At 68.7% G+C, this 15,063-nt stretch carries 14 protein-coding genes and 2 tRNA genes; 8 read left to right on the top strand and 8 right to left on the bottom strand.

Going from position 1 to position 15,063, the window contains the following annotated elements; all coding sequences use genetic code 11:
• Positions 1-40: 40 nt before the first annotated feature.
• Positions 41-319 carry an antibiotic biosynthesis monooxygenase family protein gene (locus AB0H50_RS09805; protein WP_357449034.1) on the top strand — a complete coding sequence of 93 codons (279 nt, stop codon included), beginning with the start codon at positions 41-43 and terminating at the stop codon, positions 317-319.
• 45 nt (positions 320-364) lie between these two features.
• Here AB0H50_RS09805 and fadD32 read toward each other — a convergent pair whose 3' ends face one another.
• The gene (gene fadD32, locus AB0H50_RS09800) at positions 365-2,284 is read right to left on the bottom strand and encodes a long-chain-fatty-acid--AMP ligase FadD32 (RefSeq protein WP_357449032.1); all 1,920 of its coding nucleotides are present in this window, start codon (positions 2,282-2,284) and stop codon (positions 365-367) included.
• A 196-nt stretch (positions 2,285-2,480) separates the two neighbouring features.
• On the bottom strand, positions 2,481-3,731 hold the full coding sequence (locus AB0H50_RS09795) for a KasA/KasB family beta-ketoacyl-ACP synthase (RefSeq protein ID WP_357449030.1): 1,251 nt from the start codon (positions 3,729-3,731) through the stop codon (positions 2,481-2,483).
• A 305-nt stretch (positions 3,732-4,036) separates the two neighbouring features.
• On the opposite strand from AB0H50_RS09795, the gene dcm reads away from it, so the two are divergent.
• The 3 genes from dcm (at position 4,037) to AB0H50_RS09780 (ending at position 6,599) form a co-directional block, all read left to right on the top strand.
• Positions 4,037-5,191, top strand: coding sequence for a DNA (cytosine-5-)-methyltransferase (gene dcm / locus AB0H50_RS09790; protein ID WP_357449028.1), 1,155 nt, complete (start codon positions 4,037-4,039; stop codon positions 5,189-5,191).
• Between the two features lie 4 nt (positions 5,192-5,195).
• Positions 5,196-5,615, top strand: a complete 420-nt coding sequence (locus AB0H50_RS09785) for a very short patch repair endonuclease (protein WP_357449026.1) — start codon at positions 5,196-5,198, stop codon at positions 5,613-5,615.
• A 273-nt stretch (positions 5,616-5,888) separates the two neighbouring features.
• Positions 5,889-6,599 (top strand): DUF998 domain-containing protein, encoded by a 711-nt coding sequence (locus tag AB0H50_RS09780; protein ID WP_357449024.1) that lies wholly within the window; start codon positions 5,889-5,891, stop codon positions 6,597-6,599.
• Here the strand turns inward: AB0H50_RS09780 and AB0H50_RS09775 are convergent.
• Positions 6,586-8,163, bottom strand: a complete 1,578-nt coding sequence (locus AB0H50_RS09775) for an esterase-like activity of phytase family protein (protein WP_357449022.1) — start codon at positions 8,161-8,163, stop codon at positions 6,586-6,588. The two genes, AB0H50_RS09780 and AB0H50_RS09775, sit on opposite strands and share 14 nt — an antisense overlap.
• Positions 8,164-8,251: 88 nt before the next feature.
• Between AB0H50_RS09775 and AB0H50_RS09770 the strand changes: the two genes are divergently transcribed.
• Positions 8,252-8,671 (top strand): RidA family protein, encoded by a 420-nt coding sequence (locus tag AB0H50_RS09770; RefSeq protein WP_357449020.1) that lies wholly within the window; start codon positions 8,252-8,254, stop codon positions 8,669-8,671.
• 10 nt (positions 8,672-8,681) lie between these two features.
• On the top strand, positions 8,682-9,410 hold the full coding sequence (locus AB0H50_RS09765; RefSeq protein ID WP_357449018.1) for a maleylpyruvate isomerase family mycothiol-dependent enzyme: 729 nt from the start codon (positions 8,682-8,684) through the stop codon (positions 9,408-9,410).
• A 5-nt stretch (positions 9,411-9,415) separates the two neighbouring features.
• Here the strand turns inward: AB0H50_RS09765 and AB0H50_RS09760 are convergent, their stop codons facing one another.
• From AB0H50_RS09760 to AB0H50_RS09745, 4 genes are all read right to left on the bottom strand, one after another.
• On the bottom strand, positions 9,416-9,886 hold the full coding sequence (locus AB0H50_RS09760; protein WP_357449417.1) for a transposase: 471 nt from the start codon (positions 9,884-9,886) through the stop codon (positions 9,416-9,418).
• 66 nt (positions 9,887-9,952) lie between these two features.
• Positions 9,953-10,025 (bottom strand) — tRNA-Arg (locus AB0H50_RS09755).
• 35 nt (positions 10,026-10,060) lie between these two features.
• Positions 10,061-10,150, bottom strand: a tRNA-Ser gene (locus AB0H50_RS09750).
• A 91-nt stretch (positions 10,151-10,241) separates the two neighbouring features.
• Positions 10,242-10,958 (bottom strand): dienelactone hydrolase family protein, encoded by a 717-nt coding sequence (locus AB0H50_RS09745; RefSeq protein WP_357449016.1) that lies wholly within the window; start codon positions 10,956-10,958, stop codon positions 10,242-10,244.
• A 189-nt stretch (positions 10,959-11,147) separates the two neighbouring features.
• Here AB0H50_RS09745 and hisC point away from each other — a divergent pair, with 189 nt between their 5' ends.
• Positions 11,148-12,224, top strand: coding sequence for a histidinol-phosphate transaminase (hisC, locus tag AB0H50_RS09740; RefSeq protein ID WP_357449014.1), 1,077 nt, complete (start codon positions 11,148-11,150; stop codon positions 12,222-12,224).
• 122 nt (positions 12,225-12,346) lie between these two features.
• Here hisC and AB0H50_RS09735 read toward each other — a convergent pair whose 3' ends face one another.
• Complete coding sequence (locus AB0H50_RS09735) at positions 12,347-13,399, bottom strand: alpha/beta hydrolase family protein (protein WP_357449012.1); 1,053 nt, start codon at positions 13,397-13,399, stop codon at positions 12,347-12,349.
• A gap of 435 nt (positions 13,400-13,834) precedes the next feature.
• On the opposite strand from AB0H50_RS09735, the gene AB0H50_RS09730 reads away from it, so the two are divergent.
• Positions 13,835-14,953 carry a nitric oxide synthase oxygenase gene (locus AB0H50_RS09730; RefSeq protein ID WP_357449010.1) on the top strand — a complete coding sequence of 373 codons (1,119 nt, stop codon included), beginning with the start codon at positions 13,835-13,837 and terminating at the stop codon, positions 14,951-14,953.
• Positions 14,954-15,063 lie beyond the last annotated feature (110 nt).

Below are 15,063 nucleotides of genomic sequence, written 5' to 3'. Positions count from 1 at the left end.
TCGCCGCACCGCACTCGCGCAGCGGGTCTAAGCTGCGGTAATGCTGATCGTCGCCGGATACCTACGGGTCACCGATCGCGACGACTATCTGGCGCGATGCCGGGAGGTCGTCGAACAGGCGCGGGCGGCCGAGGGCTGCCTGGATTTCTGTCTCGGCGCGGATCTGGTCGAACCCGATCGCGTCAATGTGTACGAGCGGTGGTCGTCGCGCGCCGACGCGGAACGCTTCCGTGGGAAAGGCCCTTCGGGCGGTCTGGAGACCCGGATCGTCGGCGCGGATGTGCGCGAGTTCGACTACACGGTCGAAACCCCCCTGTAAGACCGCGGGCGCCCGTTCCCGAACGAGCGCCCGCTGTCGAACTACTCAGTGAACGCCCACGCCCTCCGGCTCGCGGTCCAGCGCGTCCGGGAAGGACTGCTGCCGGTACCCGCCGCGCAGCGTGCCCTCCAGATACGCGGTGCGGCAGGCGCGCCGGGCGATCTTTCCGCTGGATGTGCGCGGGATCGAGCCCGCGGGCACCAGCAACAGATCGCGGACCGTCACGCCGTGGCGCTGCGCGATGGCGGCGCGCACCGCCTCGGCGATCGGGCCCGGATCCGCCTTGGCCGCGCCGGTAGCGCGCTCGGCCACGACGACCAACTGTTCGGAGGTGTCCTCGGCGTCGAATCGCGTTCCCGCACCGCCCTGGTCGAGCGCCTCCGCGGGCAACTGATTGGCGGGCACCGAGAACGCGGCGACGAAGCCGGGGCGCAGCGCCGTACTCGCCTCCTGCGCCGAGAACTCCAGATCCTGCGGGTAGTGGTTGCGGCCGTCGACGATCACCAGGTCCTTCACCCGGCCGGTGACGTACAGCTCGCCATCGAAGTACGCGCCGAAATCGCCGGTGCGCATCCATTTCGCGTCCTCGGCGGCGCCTTCCGCGCGACTGCCTTCGGGCAGCCGCCGCAGCCGGTTGTGGAAGGTCGCCGCGGATTCCTCGGGCTGCCTCCAGTAACCGTTGCCCATGTTGTCGCCGTGCAGCCAGATCTCGCCGACCTCGCCGTCCGGCCGCTCGACGCCGGTCTCCGGGTCGACGATCGCGGCCAACTGCGACAGTGCGACATAGCCGCACGACACCTGGGCGATGGCGTTGTCGGTGCCTGGCTCGATCTCGACCATCCGGCCCGCGTTGAGCTCGCCCCGGTCCACGTAGACCACCTTGGCCTCGTCCGCGGCCCTGGTCGCCGAGACGAACAGGGTCGCCTCCGCCATGCCATAGCAGGGCTTGATCGCGGTCTTGGGCAGACCGTAGGGGGCGAACGCGTCGTTGAACTTCTTCATCGAAGTCACCGAGACCGGTTCGCTGCCGTTGATCAACCCGATGACGTTCGACAGGTCCAATTTCTCGCCCGGCTTCGGCAACCCGCGCTCCGCGGCGTGCTCGAACGCGAAATTCGGTGCGGCGGCGAAGGTTCCGGCGCCGTCGGAAGCCGCGGCCAGCTCCTTGATCCAGCGATAGGGTCGGCGCACGAACGCGCTCGGCGACATGATCGTGATGAACCCGCCGCCGATGGTCGGCAAGATCACGCACAGCAGGCCCATGTCGTGGAACAGCGGCAGCCAGGTGACGCCGCGCGAATTCTCGGTGACGCCGATGGCGTCGATCATCTGCAGCAGGTTGGTGCCGACGGCGCGGTGGGTGATCTCCACGCCCGCGGGCGTCCTGGTGGAACCCGAGGTGTATTGCAGGTAGGCGATGCTGTCGATGTCGATGTCCGGGCGCACCCAGCTCGCGCCGACGCCGTCCGGTATCGCGTCGACGGCGATGATGCGCGGGCGCTGCTTCGCGGGCAGATGACGGAAGAGCTTCCGCACGCCCGACGCCGCCGTCGAGACCGTGAGGATCACCGAGGGGGCGCAGTCGGCGAGCACCATGTGCAGCCGGTCGGTGTGCCCTTGCTCGTCCGGATCGAACAGCGGCACCGCGATGGTGCCCGCGTAGACCGCGGCGAAGATCGAGATCACGTAGTCCAAGCCCTGCGGGGCGAGGATCGCTACCCGGTCGCGCGGCTGCGCGACCTGCTGCAACCGGGCCGCCACCGCGTGCAGCCGCACGCCGAATCGGCCCCACGTCAGGTCGCGGTACTCGCCCTCGCGTTCGCGTGAATAGTCGATGAAGCGGTACGCGAGACCGTCCGGGTTCGTCGCCGCGTGCTGTTCGACGAAGTCGATCAGGGTCTTGTCGCCCGGGATCGTGATGTTGCCCTGCTCGTCCAGATAGTCGTCCAAGGTTTCGCGGATCATCGCCATCCTTTTCCAACGCACGCACGAAAACCGTGCAGTGACACCGAACACAGATCGACAGCGGAGCGTCGGGAAGGTTAGCAGGTCTTGCCGCACGGAGTCATACCGAACGGGCATTACCCGCCGCCTTCCGTCTTCCCGAAGGTCCTGCCCTCTCAGTGGCCCCGTCTTCCCAGTGGCCCCTTTTTCCAGTCGCTCAGTATCTTCCGAACGCGATCGACACGTTGTGCCCGCCGAAACCGAACGAGTTGTTGATCGCGTAGTCGATGCGTCCCTGCCGTGCGCCGCCCTTGACGATGTCCAGGTCGACGTCGGGGTCCTGGTTGTCCAGGTTCAGCGTCGGCGGCACGATGCCGTCGCGCACGCTCAGCACGGTGAGCACCGACTCCAGTGCGCCGACGGCGCCGATCGAATGGCCGAGCGCCGATTTCGGGGCGTAGACCGACGCGTGCGAGCCCACCGCCTTGCCGATCGCCCGCGCCTCGGCGGTGTCGCCGATCGGGGTCGCGGTGGCGTGCGCATTGATATGCGTGACATCGCTTTTCGCCAGCCCGGCGATCTCCATCGCCCTGGTGATCGCGCGCGCGGCGCCGGTGCCCTCCGGGTCGGGGGCGACCAGGTGGAATCCGTCGGAGGTGATACCGGCGCCGAGCAGCCTGGCGTGGATGGTCGCGCCGCGGGCCTTGGCGTGCTCCTCGGTCTCCAGCACCATCATCGCGCCCGCCTCACCGAAGACGAACCCGTCGCGGTCCACGTCGAACGGCCGCGACGCGCCCTTCGGATCGCCGTTGCGGGTGCTCATCGCGCGCATCATCGTGAACGCGGCGATCGGCACCGCCTGGATGGAACCCTCGACGCCGCCGGTCACGACCATGTCGGCGTCGCCCATCGCGATCATCTTCCATGCGTTGGCGATCGCCTCCGAGCCGGACGAACACGCCGAGACCGGCGTGCAGACGCCCGCACGCGCACCGACCTCCATGCCGACGCAGGCGGCCGGTCCGTTCGGCATGATCCACTGCACCGCCAACGGAGAAACCTTGCGGTAGCCGCCGTTGTGCATCTTGTCGCGCTGGTCGATCATGGCCTCCGCGCCGCCGAGGCCGGTACCCAGCGAGACGGCGAGCCGATCCCGGTCCACCTCGGGGCTGCCCGCGTTGCGCCAGACCTCGCGGGCGAGCACCGTGGCCATCTGCTCGACGTAGGCCAGCCTGCGGACCTCCTCGACACTGAGGCAGGAACGAGGCGTGACCTTCAGGTGCCCGCCGATGCGTACCGGCAGCTCGAACTGGTCGATGAACGGATCGTCGAGGACATCGATGCCGCTCTCGCCGTTCAGTAAGCCCTTCCAGGTGGAGTCCACATCGCCCGCGATCGATGTGGTCGCCGCGAGGCTGGTCACCACGACATCGGGGAAGGTGCCACGCTCGGTGGACGGAAGCTGCATCAAGACTCACTTTCCTGGCGATCGCATGAGTGTTCCGGGAACTGCGCGTCGACGCGGCGGCGTCGAAAGGCCAAGCGGGAGAAGCAACCGTGGTCGTGATCCGGCCGATTCGCATTATCGAGGAGCCCGAGCTAATCCGCAGCAAGACACGCGAATCCGTACCGCGTCCTGGTCGGTGGGCCCGGGGAGCCCGATGCGCCGCGGGTGGGTCCTCCCGGTGGTCCGCGCCGGAGGGCTCGAGTAACGTGCTGTGCGGGGCACGGAGCGCGGACGTGTTCGCGCCCGTCGTGGAATCGCGAGAAGGGATGACTGTGACGGGCGGGCGGATGGTCGGGCTGTTCGCCGGGATCGGCGGACTCGAGCTCGGCCTCGCCGAGCACGGCTGGCGTTCCGAGCTGCTCTGCGAGATCGACGCGGGCGCGCAGGCGGTGCTCGCGGCCCACTTCACCGACGTTCCGCTGCATACCGACATCACCAGGCTGCGCGGCATCCCGGCGGGCACCGAACTCGTCGCGGCCGGGTTCCCCTGTCAGGATCTCTCGCAGGCCGGACGCACCGCGGGCATCACCGGCCAGCGCTCGGGACTGGTCGACGAGGTGTTCCGTCTGGTGCGCCGCAAGCGCGGGCCGCGCTGGCTGCTGATCGAGAACGTCCCTTTCATGCTGCAATTGGGCCGCGGCGCGGCCATGCGGCACATCACCGAGGCGCTGGACGAGCTCGGCTACACCTGGGCATACCGCGTCGTCGACGCGCGCGCGTTCGGCCTGCCGCAGCGCCGCCAGCGCGTGCTCATGCTTGCCTCGCGCACCGAGGATCCGCGCCGCGTACTCTTCGGCGAGGACGCGGGCCCGCTCGAGCTCGGCGACGCCGACAGCGACCCGTGCGGCTTCTACTGGACCGAGGGTGTGCGCGGGCTCGGATGGGCGGTGAACGCGGTGCCAACCCTGAAAGGCGGGTCGGCGCTCGGCATCGCGAGCCCGCCTGCCGTTCGGCTGCCGTCCGGCGAGATCGTGACACCGGGCCTCATCGACGGGGAACTGCTGCAAGGCTTCGCCCCCGACTGGACCGCGCCTGCCACCACGGTGCGCGGCATCCGGCACGGACACCGCTGGAAGCTGATCGGCAACGCGGTGAGCGTGCGGATGGCGGCCTGGGTGGGTGCGAGGCTGACCGCGCCGCTGGATCCGATACCGCACGATCAGGTCCTGCTGCCCGGTCAGCCGTGGCCGATGGCGGCCTGGGGCCGTGCGGGGACCGCCTATCGGGTGCCGGTGTCCGGCTGGCCGGTGCACGAACCCTACGAGGACCTGAAGAACTTCCTCACCGACTCACGGCTGCTCTCCGCGCGCGCCACCGCCGGGTTCCTGCGCAGGGCGGGGATGGGCACGCTGCGCTTCCCGGACGGGTTCCTCACCGATATGGAGAACCACCTGGACCGCATGGGCGGCTGGGCGGCCTGAGCCGATGATCGAGCGACCACGCACCGACGCCGTGACCAGTGCCAGACTGGCCAAGCAGCGGCGCAGCGGGACCGCACCCGAATTGGCCCTGCGCCGCGAACTGCACCGGCGTGGCCTGCGCTATTTCGTCGACCGCGCTCCACTTCGCGGGCAGCGCCGCCGCGCCGACGTGATCTTTCCGCGGCGCAAGGTCGCGGTGTACGTCGACGGGTGCTTCTGGCACAGCTGCCCGGATCACGCGACCTCCCCGAAGAACAACGCCGAATGGTGGGCCGCCAAGCTCGCGGGCAATGTGGCGCGCGACCGCGCCACCGACGACACGCTGCACGCCGCAGGGTGGCAGGTGGTGCGGATCTGGGAACACGAGGACCCGTCCGCCGCAGCCGATCGGGTGCAGGCCGCACTGCGCCGGAATCCCGGCTGAATCGGGCGAACCGCTAGCGGTTGCGCATCCGCACCAGGGTGCGTGGAGCGTGGGCGGCGAGATAACCCGACACCGCCATGGCCGCCATCATCGCCAAACCGGCGGCGGCTGTCGCATATCCGATCATGGAAACCTCCTGACTCGCTTCCACTCCAGACTTGCCGGACAAGCTGACAGTAGCCTGTGCACCCCGTGTCAATGCCGTACGAACCGCTGGCAACACGCTTGTTCTTCCTCGGACTCCCCACCGAGCGGTTCGGGACAATGGGCAGGGTGACCGACGACGGGAGCAAGATCGCCGAACGACGCGCACCGATCGCTTCCTGGCTGATCGCCGTGGCGATCGCGATAGCCGGACTCTGCTACTCGTCCTGGGTGCTGGAGTTCGTGCTGCCCATCGACTCCGATCCCGTGAACCAGTTCCTCAGCGAGCTGGACGCGGAAGGCAAGCCATACCGCGAGGTGTTCGGGACGGGCGACAAGATCGCCGGGGCACTGCTCATCCCGGCCGCGCTCGGCGGGCTGCTGATCTTCCCGCGGCGCAGGCTCACCACCGTCGGCTGGGTGGCGCTGGCCTGCTTCGGCGCCGCGACCATCGCCGACGCGCTGCTCCCGCTGCGCGACTGCACCCCTGGTGAGCCGGGCTGCGGCGGGCCGAGCGAGCTGTTTCCGCAGCTGCATCAGCCGCACGCGCTGACAAGCACCCTCGCGGTCACCTCGATCGCGGTCGCGGTGTTCGCGTTCAGCCTGGCGGCATTCCGCTACCACCGCTGGCGGATTCTGCGCGAGTTCGGGGTGGTCGTGCTGACGATCGGTGCCGCAGCGACGGTGTGGCTGCTGGTGGCCGACAACCTGCCCGGCGAATACGCGCTCGGCATCGCCCAGCGCATCCAGGTCGGGTCGATGTCGCTGTGGTTGCTCACGCTGGCCGTTGCAGTGGTCATCGAGGGCAGAGAGTGGACCGAACCGATCAGCCGACCGTGACGCGCACCCGGTGGGTTTCGGTGGCGGCGGGCAGCTTCGCGGTGTCGACGACGAGGATCTCGCCGGTGTCCTGGCGTCCGTCGGGCAGCGTCTTGGGCTTCAGGCGGAACGGCGGCTGCTCGCCCTCGCTCGCGGCCAGGCCGAAGTCACTGTCGTTGGCGATATAGATCGTCTTGCCGCCGTCGGGGCTCGCGACGCCCTCGATCTTGTCGTGGCCGAAGAAGCGGCCCTGCGCGTCGAGGCCGGCCACCAGCGCGGTGAGATCCAGGTTGCGCTGTTTGGCGACCGGCGTGATGCCCGCCTTGCCCAGCGCGGCCACCGCATCATCGGTCGAGACCGGGCCCACCAGCGTCTCCAACGGTTTGCCTGCCACGAGCAGCCCGCCGCGCTCCGGGTCGTACTGCGCTCCGGGCACCTTCGACTCGGGTCCGACATCGGTCGCGCCGGAGATGTCGATGGTCCAGATCTTCTTGTCCGACTTCGGGGCCAAGTTGCCGTCGCGCTCGTCCACCAGGAAGGTGGTGGCGCTCAGCGCGGTGATCTCGGAGACCGCGACCTTGGTCTGTTTCGGATTCGCCAGCGGGTAGACGAATTCGCGCTGCGCCTTGGTCTTCAGGTCGACGGTGACGATGCGGGTCATCGGAACGTCCTTGGCCGAGCCGTCCAGGCCCGGTGTCTTCAGACCGCTTTGGATGACGCCGACCAGGGTGTTGCCGTCCGGCGTGACGGTCAGACCCTCCATGCCCTGATTCGGGGTGCGCAGCGCGAGTTCCTTCGGCAGACCCGCGCCGGGGGCGAGACGCTCGATCTCCTTACCCGTAGCGTCGAAATGCACCAGGAACGGACCGTATTCGTCCGAGACCCAGAACGTTCCGTCGGGCAGTGCGACCAAACCCTCTGGGTCGAGGCCGTGATCGGTGGCGGGCAGCACCGTGCCGTCCAGGTCCTTGATGGTCTCGCCGGTGTTCGCGGCCACGTCGACCTGACCGTTGAACAGGGTGCCGTCGGCGCGGCGCAGCTCGATGGTGGATTGGAGCACCGCGCGGGCGCCCTCCAGCCGGAATCGGCCGATCTTGGGAACGAATCGCGGTGTCGGCGCGATCTTTTCGTTCTTACCGGGGCCGTCGACGTTCGGGCCGCGGTCGGTGAGTCCGTAGAACTCGTCGGCGCGGCCGGGCACCGGGGTCAACGCGGAGCCGAAACCGCTGCCCTGCACGGTGATTCCGCCGAACTCGCCGAGCGAAGGAATGTCGGTGGCGTACAGGCGGACCGCGTCGCTCGTGGTGACCGTGAACCCGTCGGTCCCCTGATAACCGGCGGCCGGGGTGTATTCGAACGCGCCGTCGTCACGCCGGACGACCGTGCCGTGCTCCGGCTCCGCCGTCAGCGCGATCGGGGTGCGTCCGCCGGTCGCGGCCAGCAACTGGTCGAGCGTGATCACCACCGAACGGTCTTGCGCGGTACTGAAATCGGCGCCGTCGCCGTCGGCCGCGCAACCCGCGGCCATGGCGGCCGCACAGACGATCGCGGAGCAGGAGAACAGGAGACCGGGTCTGGCAATCACCCGGCATGCCTATCGCGCCGACTCATCGCGGAGTCGACACCGAGGTTAATTGTTGGCCACGGCGAACAGCGGCGGCCATGCTGTCGCCATGACCAAGCGTGTGAACATCTCCTCCGAATCCGAGTTCGAAGACGTGGTCGGCTACTCACGGGCCGTGCGCGTCGGCGGTTTCGTCGCGGTCAGCGGGACCACCGCCGCGGCGCCGGGCGGTACCGCGGTCGGCGGGGACGACATCGGCGAGCAGACCAGGGAGGCCCTGCGCCGCATCGCCGCCGCGCTCGACGAAGCCGGTGCGCGCATGGCCGACGTCGTCCGCACCCGGATCTTCGTCACCGACATCGGCCGGTGGCCCGAGGTCGCCGCCGCGCACGCCGAGGTGTTCGGTTCGATCCGGCCCGCCGCGTCGATGTACGAGGTGAAAGCGCTCATCACACCCGCCCTGCTGGTGGAGATCGAGGCCGACGCGGTCGTCGCCGATCGACCCGCCGATCGCCTCGTCGCTGAGTAAGGTCGACATCGTGACCAGCGACGCGCAGGATCCGACCCCGCACGATCTGCTCGACCGAGTCGCCGACGCGACCGCCCGGTTGCTCGAGACCGTGGGCGGTCTACGCGACGGCGACGTCATCGAACCCTCGCCGCTGCCGGGCTGGACCCGCGGACATGTGCTCGCCCACCTCGCGCGCAACGCCGACAGCCTGGTCAATCTGCTGATCTGGGCGCGGACCGGTATCGAGACCCCGCAGTACGCGAGCCCGTTCCTGCGCGAATTCGATATCGACGCGGGCGCGCCGCGACCGGTCGCCGAACAACTCCGCGACATCGAGGCCGCCGCCAACCGCTGGTCCGCACTCGCGAGCACCGCGTCGCCGGAAAACTGGACCGCCATCGTCCGCACCCGCGCGGGCCGCGCCATCCCCGCCGCCGAAATCCCCTGGATGCGCCTGCTCGAAGTCGAAATCCACCACGTCGACCTCGCCGCCTCCTACACCCCCGCCGACTGGCCCGCCTCCTTCGTCGCCCGCGCCCTCCCCCGCGTCGCCGCCGACCTCGCCAAAACCCTCGACCCCGCCACCCCGCCCTTCGACATCCAAGCCACCGACCTCGACTTCACCGCCACCCTCACCCCCGGCGCCCCGACCCACACCGTCATGGGCCCCGCCCACTCCCTCCTCGCCTGGCTCATCGGCCGCTCCCCCGGACACGACCTGACCGCTCCCCTGCCCACTCTCCCCGCTTGGCGTTGACGCGACTACCCCCGCTTCGGCCCACAAATCGTGCTTTCGTCCTCGATTGCAAGTAAGCGCGGGCGTAGGAGGGAAACGAGAGTATCGGCGATCGCTCGAGCGAGACGCCGATTCCGGAGCAGCCCTGCGACATTGAGATCCTCGATGACGATCGTTCCGAATCGTCCCGTCAACGCGGCGGTCAACCGATGCAGGCCGTTGCTTCGCGCGTTGGTGATCCGGGTGTGAGCCCGGGCGATCGACCTGTTGGTCCGCAGCCAGCGTTGTGACGGCTCGACACCTTTCGGCCGTCGTCGCCTAGCAGCTCGCCGCTGGAGCCAGCGCCAGCCTCCTCGAGCACGATCCAGATGCTTCGGGTTGGCCACCATCCCCTCGACATCGGTCACGCCGGGCACCGCCTCGGACAGCACCGCGAGGTGCTTGATCCCGAGGTCGACGCCCACGACCGCGTCCGGGTTGAGGGGACTGTGACACAAAGCACAAGCCCGCAGCTGTCCGTGGAATGCGAAAGCCCCCGCCTTTCGGCGGGGGCTTTCGCGATGTGCGCCCGGAGAGACTCGAACTCCCAACCTTCTGATCCGTAGTCAGATGCTCTATCCGTTGAGCTACGGGCGCAGTACCTGTTCAGTTGTCACCCGGCGAACCGGGTGTGGCGGAGGCGAGAGGATTTGAACCTCCGGTCCCCGTGAAGGGACAACTCATTAGCAGTGAGTCCCATTCGGCCGCTCTGGCACGCCTCCTGGAGCCTTCTCTTCGAGGGCACCGGTCCTTTCGAACCGCCGAGCATGAAGGTTACATGACCCAACGTCCGGATAACAAAACGCCTGGTTATCAGCGTAAGTTGCTGTCGAACCAGTCGAAGATCCGGGTTTGGGAGTCGATGGCGGAGTTGTTGTCCTCGCCCTCGGCGCCGGGGTGGTCCGCGCGGTGGTGCAGACCGGGGTAGGTGACCACCAGGCTGGCGACGGAGGCGCGGGCCGCGGCGTCGCGCAGGCGGTCGACGTCGTCGGGCGGGGTGGACGGGTCGTCGGCGCCGAAGAGGCCGAGCCAGGGAGCCTGGAGGTCGGGGGCGACGCGCACGAGCGCCTCGGCCTCGGCGGTGAGCGGTTCGGTGATGCCGGAGGCGGCGATGCTGACCGCGGCGCCGATCGGCCGGTTGGTGGCGACGAGGAAGGCTGCGGTGCCCGCGTGGTCGAAGCCGAGCACGCCGATGCAGTCGGGGAAGACGCCGCGGCGGGTCAGCCAGTCGAAGCAGGCGTCGAAATCGTCGAAGAGTTCATCGCCGAAGACCTCGTGCGCGGGGTCGCCGCCGTTCGCCCTGTGGAACAGGTTGGGCGCGACGACGGTCCAACCCTCGATGGCCAGCGCCCGCATGAACTCGAGCAGTCCGCCGCTGAAGTCCCGAGATTCGTGCAACACCACGATTCCGCCGCGCGAATTGCCCTCCGGTTCGATGACGGTGATGGGCACCCGGCTGCCTTCGGTGGGGCGCTGCTCGAGGTCTTCGCCACCGCGTAGCACGGCGATATCGTCATAAATGCCCGACATGGAACCAGCCTAGGGCGAGCCGCTTGTATTCGCGAGAAATTGCACGTGAGCGGCCATTGCCCGCAACATTTCCGGTATGGAGCCGCAATTCCGGCACAGCCGGGCGTCGGTCGGTGGCCCGCGCACGGCCGCGGCGGAGGCGGAGGGACGGCAGGCCGGCGCTCACCGCGGGCCATTTAGGGTGGAGGGGTGACAGCGCGCATCCGGCCCGACCTCTCCGCCATCCCGGCCTACACGCCCGGGCGCAGCCATCCGGGCGCGGTCAAACTGGCCAGCAACGAGACCACCCTGCCCCCGCTGCCCGCCGCCGCGAAGGCGATCGCCGAGGCGGCCGAGCTCGCCCACCGGTACCCGGACAACCAGGCGAGCGAGCTGCGCGCCGCGCTGGCCGAGTTCCTCGGGGTCACGCCCGAGCACGTCGCGGTGGGCTGCGGCAGCGTCGCGCTGTGCCAGGAGCTGGTCCAGATCACCTGCGCCGCACCGACCGACGAGGTGCTGTTCGCCTGGCGCTCGTTCGAGGCGTACCCGATCGTCACCCAGGTGGGGAACGCGACGGCCGTGCAGGTCCCGTTGACGCCGGAGCTGACACACGACCTGGACGCAATGGCGGCCGCGGTGACCGGCAACACCCGGCTGATCTTCGTCTGCAACCCGAACAACCCGACCGGTACCGCGCTTGGCCGCGAGGCGCTGATCCGCTTCCTGGACGCGGTCCCCTCGCATGTGCTCATCGTGCTGGACGAGGCGTACTACGAGTACCTGCGGCTCACTCCGCAGGAGCGCCCCGACGGCGTCGAGCTGGGCCGCGACCGGCCGAATGTGATTGTGCTGCGCACTTTCTCGAAGGCATACGGGCTCGCGGGTCTGCGCGTGGGCTACGCGGTCGGCGATCCGGAGGTGATCGCCGCGATGATGAAGGTGCACATCCCGTTCAGCGTGAACCGGGTGGCTCAGGCCGCGGCGATCGCCTCGCTGGAGGCGCGCCACGAGCTGCTCGAGCGCACCGACGCGGTGATCCTGGAGCGCGATCGGATGCGTGCGGCACTGCTCGCGGCCGGTTACCCGGTGCCGCCGAGCGAGACCAATTTCGTCTGGCTGCCGCTCGGCGCGCGCAGCACGGAGTTCGGCGAGGCGAGCGCGGAAGCCGGTGTGCTGGTGCGGCCGTACGGAACGGACGGTGTCCGGGTGACCGTCGGCGATCCGCACGAGAACGACCGGTTCCTCGACTTCGCCACCGACCCTGGAGTGCTGGCGCGCTTCGCCTGAGATGAGGCGCGCCGCCGGTCGGCGTCGCCACGCGGCTGCCGAGTTCGAGCGTGCCCTGCTCCTGAGATCGGCCTCGCCAGTTGGCGTCCCCACTCGGCCGCCGATCGGCGCACCCAGCGCCGTCAGCGGATCGCGGGGTACACCGTCGGCCACGAGGCGGCGAGCTCGTCACCCCAGTACGGCCACGAATGCGTGCCCGTGGCACGGAAATTCGCGGTGACCGGAATGCGGAGCGACGTGAAGCGGTCGACCAGCCTGCGGGTGCACGCGTTGGTCGCGGCCTCCAGCGGTCCGCCGAATCCGATGGTGCTGACCACGTCCGTCTTGCCGGGCACGTCGTACTTGCCGGGCAGACCGTTGCCGACGGACAGGTAGATCGCCTTGCCGCGCAACGCTTCCGCGTGCAGCACCACGTCATGGGCCAGCCAGTCCGGATGACTCTCGTCGCCGAACATGTTGTCCGGCTGCCCCTGATAGGTGGCCACCACGGCGCGGGCCTGGGTCTGGCCCATATCGGTGCCCGTGGAGAAGCAGCCGCTGTGCGCCGCCACCGCACGGTAGAGCTCCGGCCTCCGGAAGGCGAGCATCATCGCGGCCTCAGCGCCCATCGAGACGCCCATGATCGCGTTGCGGCCGTTGCCCTGGAATTCCGTGTCGATGAGCGGTGGGAGTTCCTTGGTCAGGAAGGTCTCCCACCGGTTGGTGCCGAGTACCGGATCGGGACGCTGCCAATCGGTGTAGAAGCTGGCCGGGCCGCCGACGGTGAACACCACGTTCACGTCTTTGTCTTCGTAGAAGCGGTCGGCGTGACCGAGTTCGAGCCAGTTGTTGCTGTCGGCCTCGGCGCTGCGCCCGTCCAGCATGTAAACGGTCGGCCTGCTGTGGCTCCGGTCGCGCGGCAGCAGCACCTGCACCTGCACGGTGCGGCTCATCGCGGGCGATTTCACGAACACGCGCAGCCTGCGGTCGGTGATCGGTTCGATGCGCTCGATCGAGGGCGTGTCGGCAGGCGCGGTGGTCGGTTCGGCGGGGCCGGGCCCATCGGATGACCCGGTGCTCGGCTGGTCGGGCGCGGCCATGGTCACGGGTGCTCCGACCCAAGCCGCACCGGTGAGCAGTGCGGCGCTCATGGCGACGACCGCGAGCCGTCGCCGCATCCAACGCCGAGACAGCATGCTTGCCATGGTGCCAGATGTCGGGCGGGGCCACTCGACCACGCGATACCAGATTCGAATCTTTTGTGACGCGCACCACTTTCGTGAGTCGGCCCTCATCGAGGTGAACTGCGAATACTCCGATTTCGGGCACACCGCCAGCACACTCGCCTTACGCTGCGTCTCGGGCGTTTCATGGAACGTCGATGGGGATCGCCATGACCGGACACAGCCACGACCCTGACAGAGGTCGGCATCCGGCACGCCCGCATCCGCACCGTCCGACCGGTTTTCCGGCAACGCGAGGGCTAATTGCCAGGGCGCTGCTAACGCCCACCCGCGCGCCACCGAACAGATCGGTGTGCCGGCCGTGCCGCGCGCGCGAATTCTCTGCTCGATCGATGTCTGTTTGGCCGCAGTACCTGATGCCCGACCGGAGAAAAGACCGTGAACCACGTGTTGCCCGTTCCACCGCTCGAAACCGCCTCCGACAACCAGCCTTTCGACCCGAGGCTGGCACGCCGCCTGCGCGAGTGCGACGACTTCTTCCGACAACCCGAACTCGCCCACCTGAACGCCCAGCGCCGCCGCGACGCGCTGGACCAGCTGCGCCAGACCGGCGCCTACGGGCAGACCGCCGAGGAGATCCTGATCGGCGCACGCCTGGCCTGGCGCAACCATTCCCGCTGCGTCGGCCGAAAGCATTGGCGCTCACTCAAACTGCTCGACGCGCGGCGGGTCCGCTCGGCGCGCGACCTGGCCGAGGTGTGCTGGCAGCACCTGCACATGGCGACCAACGGCGGCGCGGTGCAGTCCATGATCACCGTCGGCCCGCCGCGCCAGGCCGACGGGCGCGAATACCGCATCGTCAGCCCACAATTGCTGCGCTACGCGGGGTATCGCAACGGCGACGGGACGGTCACCGGCGACGCGGCCAATGTCGCGATCACCGAGTTCGCCAGGAAGCTCGGCTGGCGCGGCGCAGGCACGCCTTTCGACCTTCTTCCGGTGCTGATCAGCACGCCCGACGAGCCGATCAGGTGGTTCGACGTGCCGCGCGAGCTGGCACGGGAGGTGGAGATCGAGCATCCCGAGTTCGACTGGTTCGCCAAGCTCGGCCTGAAATGGCATGCGGTGCCCGCGGTTTCCGCTATGAATCTGGAGATCGGTGGCGTCACCTATCCGTTCGCGCCGTTCAACGGCTGGTACGTGGGCACCGAGATCGGCGCGCGCAATCTCAGCGACACCAACCGATACAACATGCTCCCGTTGATCGCCGACATGATGGGCTTGGACACCTCGCATCCACGCACCCTCTGGCGTGACCAGGCCTCGATCGAGCTGAATCGCGCTGTCCTGCACAGCTATCGGAAGTCGGGCGTGCACATCGTCGACCACCACACCGTGGCGAAACAGTTCTGCGATCACGCGGAGAAGGAGAAGGCCGCAGGCCGCGCCTGCCCCACCGATTGGAGCTGGATCAACCCGCCGATCTCCGCGGGCCTGACTCCGAGTTTCCACCGCTACTTCGACCCGCCGGACGACGAAATCCGACCCAACTTCGTCCGGCGCTGAGTCCCGTTCGCTTCGCTTGCCCCGCAGGCCCTTCCCTTGGGCGTCGTGTCGGCCCGGGCTGTCTCTCGGGTCACACACGGGCTTGCCGACGAGCAGATGCTGTTACGGTA

This window comes from Nocardia sp. NPDC050793 (assembly GCF_040654065.1).
In the GTDB taxonomy this organism is placed as follows: domain Bacteria; phylum Actinomycetota; class Actinomycetes; order Mycobacteriales; family Mycobacteriaceae; genus Nocardia.
This window is presented reverse-complemented; position numbering and strand designations above follow the sequence as displayed.

Bases quoted from the DNA above. Each gene is read 5' to 3' on its own strand.
- dcm (WP_357449028.1), top strand. From the start codon at position 4,037: ATGACTGTGACGGGCGGGCGGATGGTCGGGCTGTTCGCCGGGATCGGC.
- AB0H50_RS09805 (WP_357449034.1), top strand. From the start codon at position 41: ATGCTGATCGTCGCCGGATACCTACGGGTCACCGATCGCGACGACTAT.
- AB0H50_RS09795 (WP_357449030.1), bottom strand. From the start codon at position 3,731: ATGCAGCTTCCGTCCACCGAGCGTGGCACCTTCCCCGATGTCGTGGTG.
- AB0H50_RS09745 (WP_357449016.1), bottom strand. From the start codon at position 10,958: ATGTCGGGCATTTATGACGATATCGCCGTGCTACGCGGTGGCGAAGAC.
- AB0H50_RS09785 (WP_357449026.1), top strand. From the start codon at position 5,196: ATGATCGAGCGACCACGCACCGACGCCGTGACCAGTGCCAGACTGGCC.
- AB0H50_RS09770 (WP_357449020.1), top strand. From the start codon at position 8,252: ATGACCAAGCGTGTGAACATCTCCTCCGAATCCGAGTTCGAAGACGTG.
- AB0H50_RS09735 (WP_357449012.1), bottom strand. From the start codon at position 13,399: ATGCTGTCTCGGCGTTGGATGCGGCGACGGCTCGCGGTCGTCGCCATG.
- fadD32 (WP_357449032.1), bottom strand. From the start codon at position 2,284: ATGATCCGCGAAACCTTGGACGACTATCTGGACGAGCAGGGCAACATC.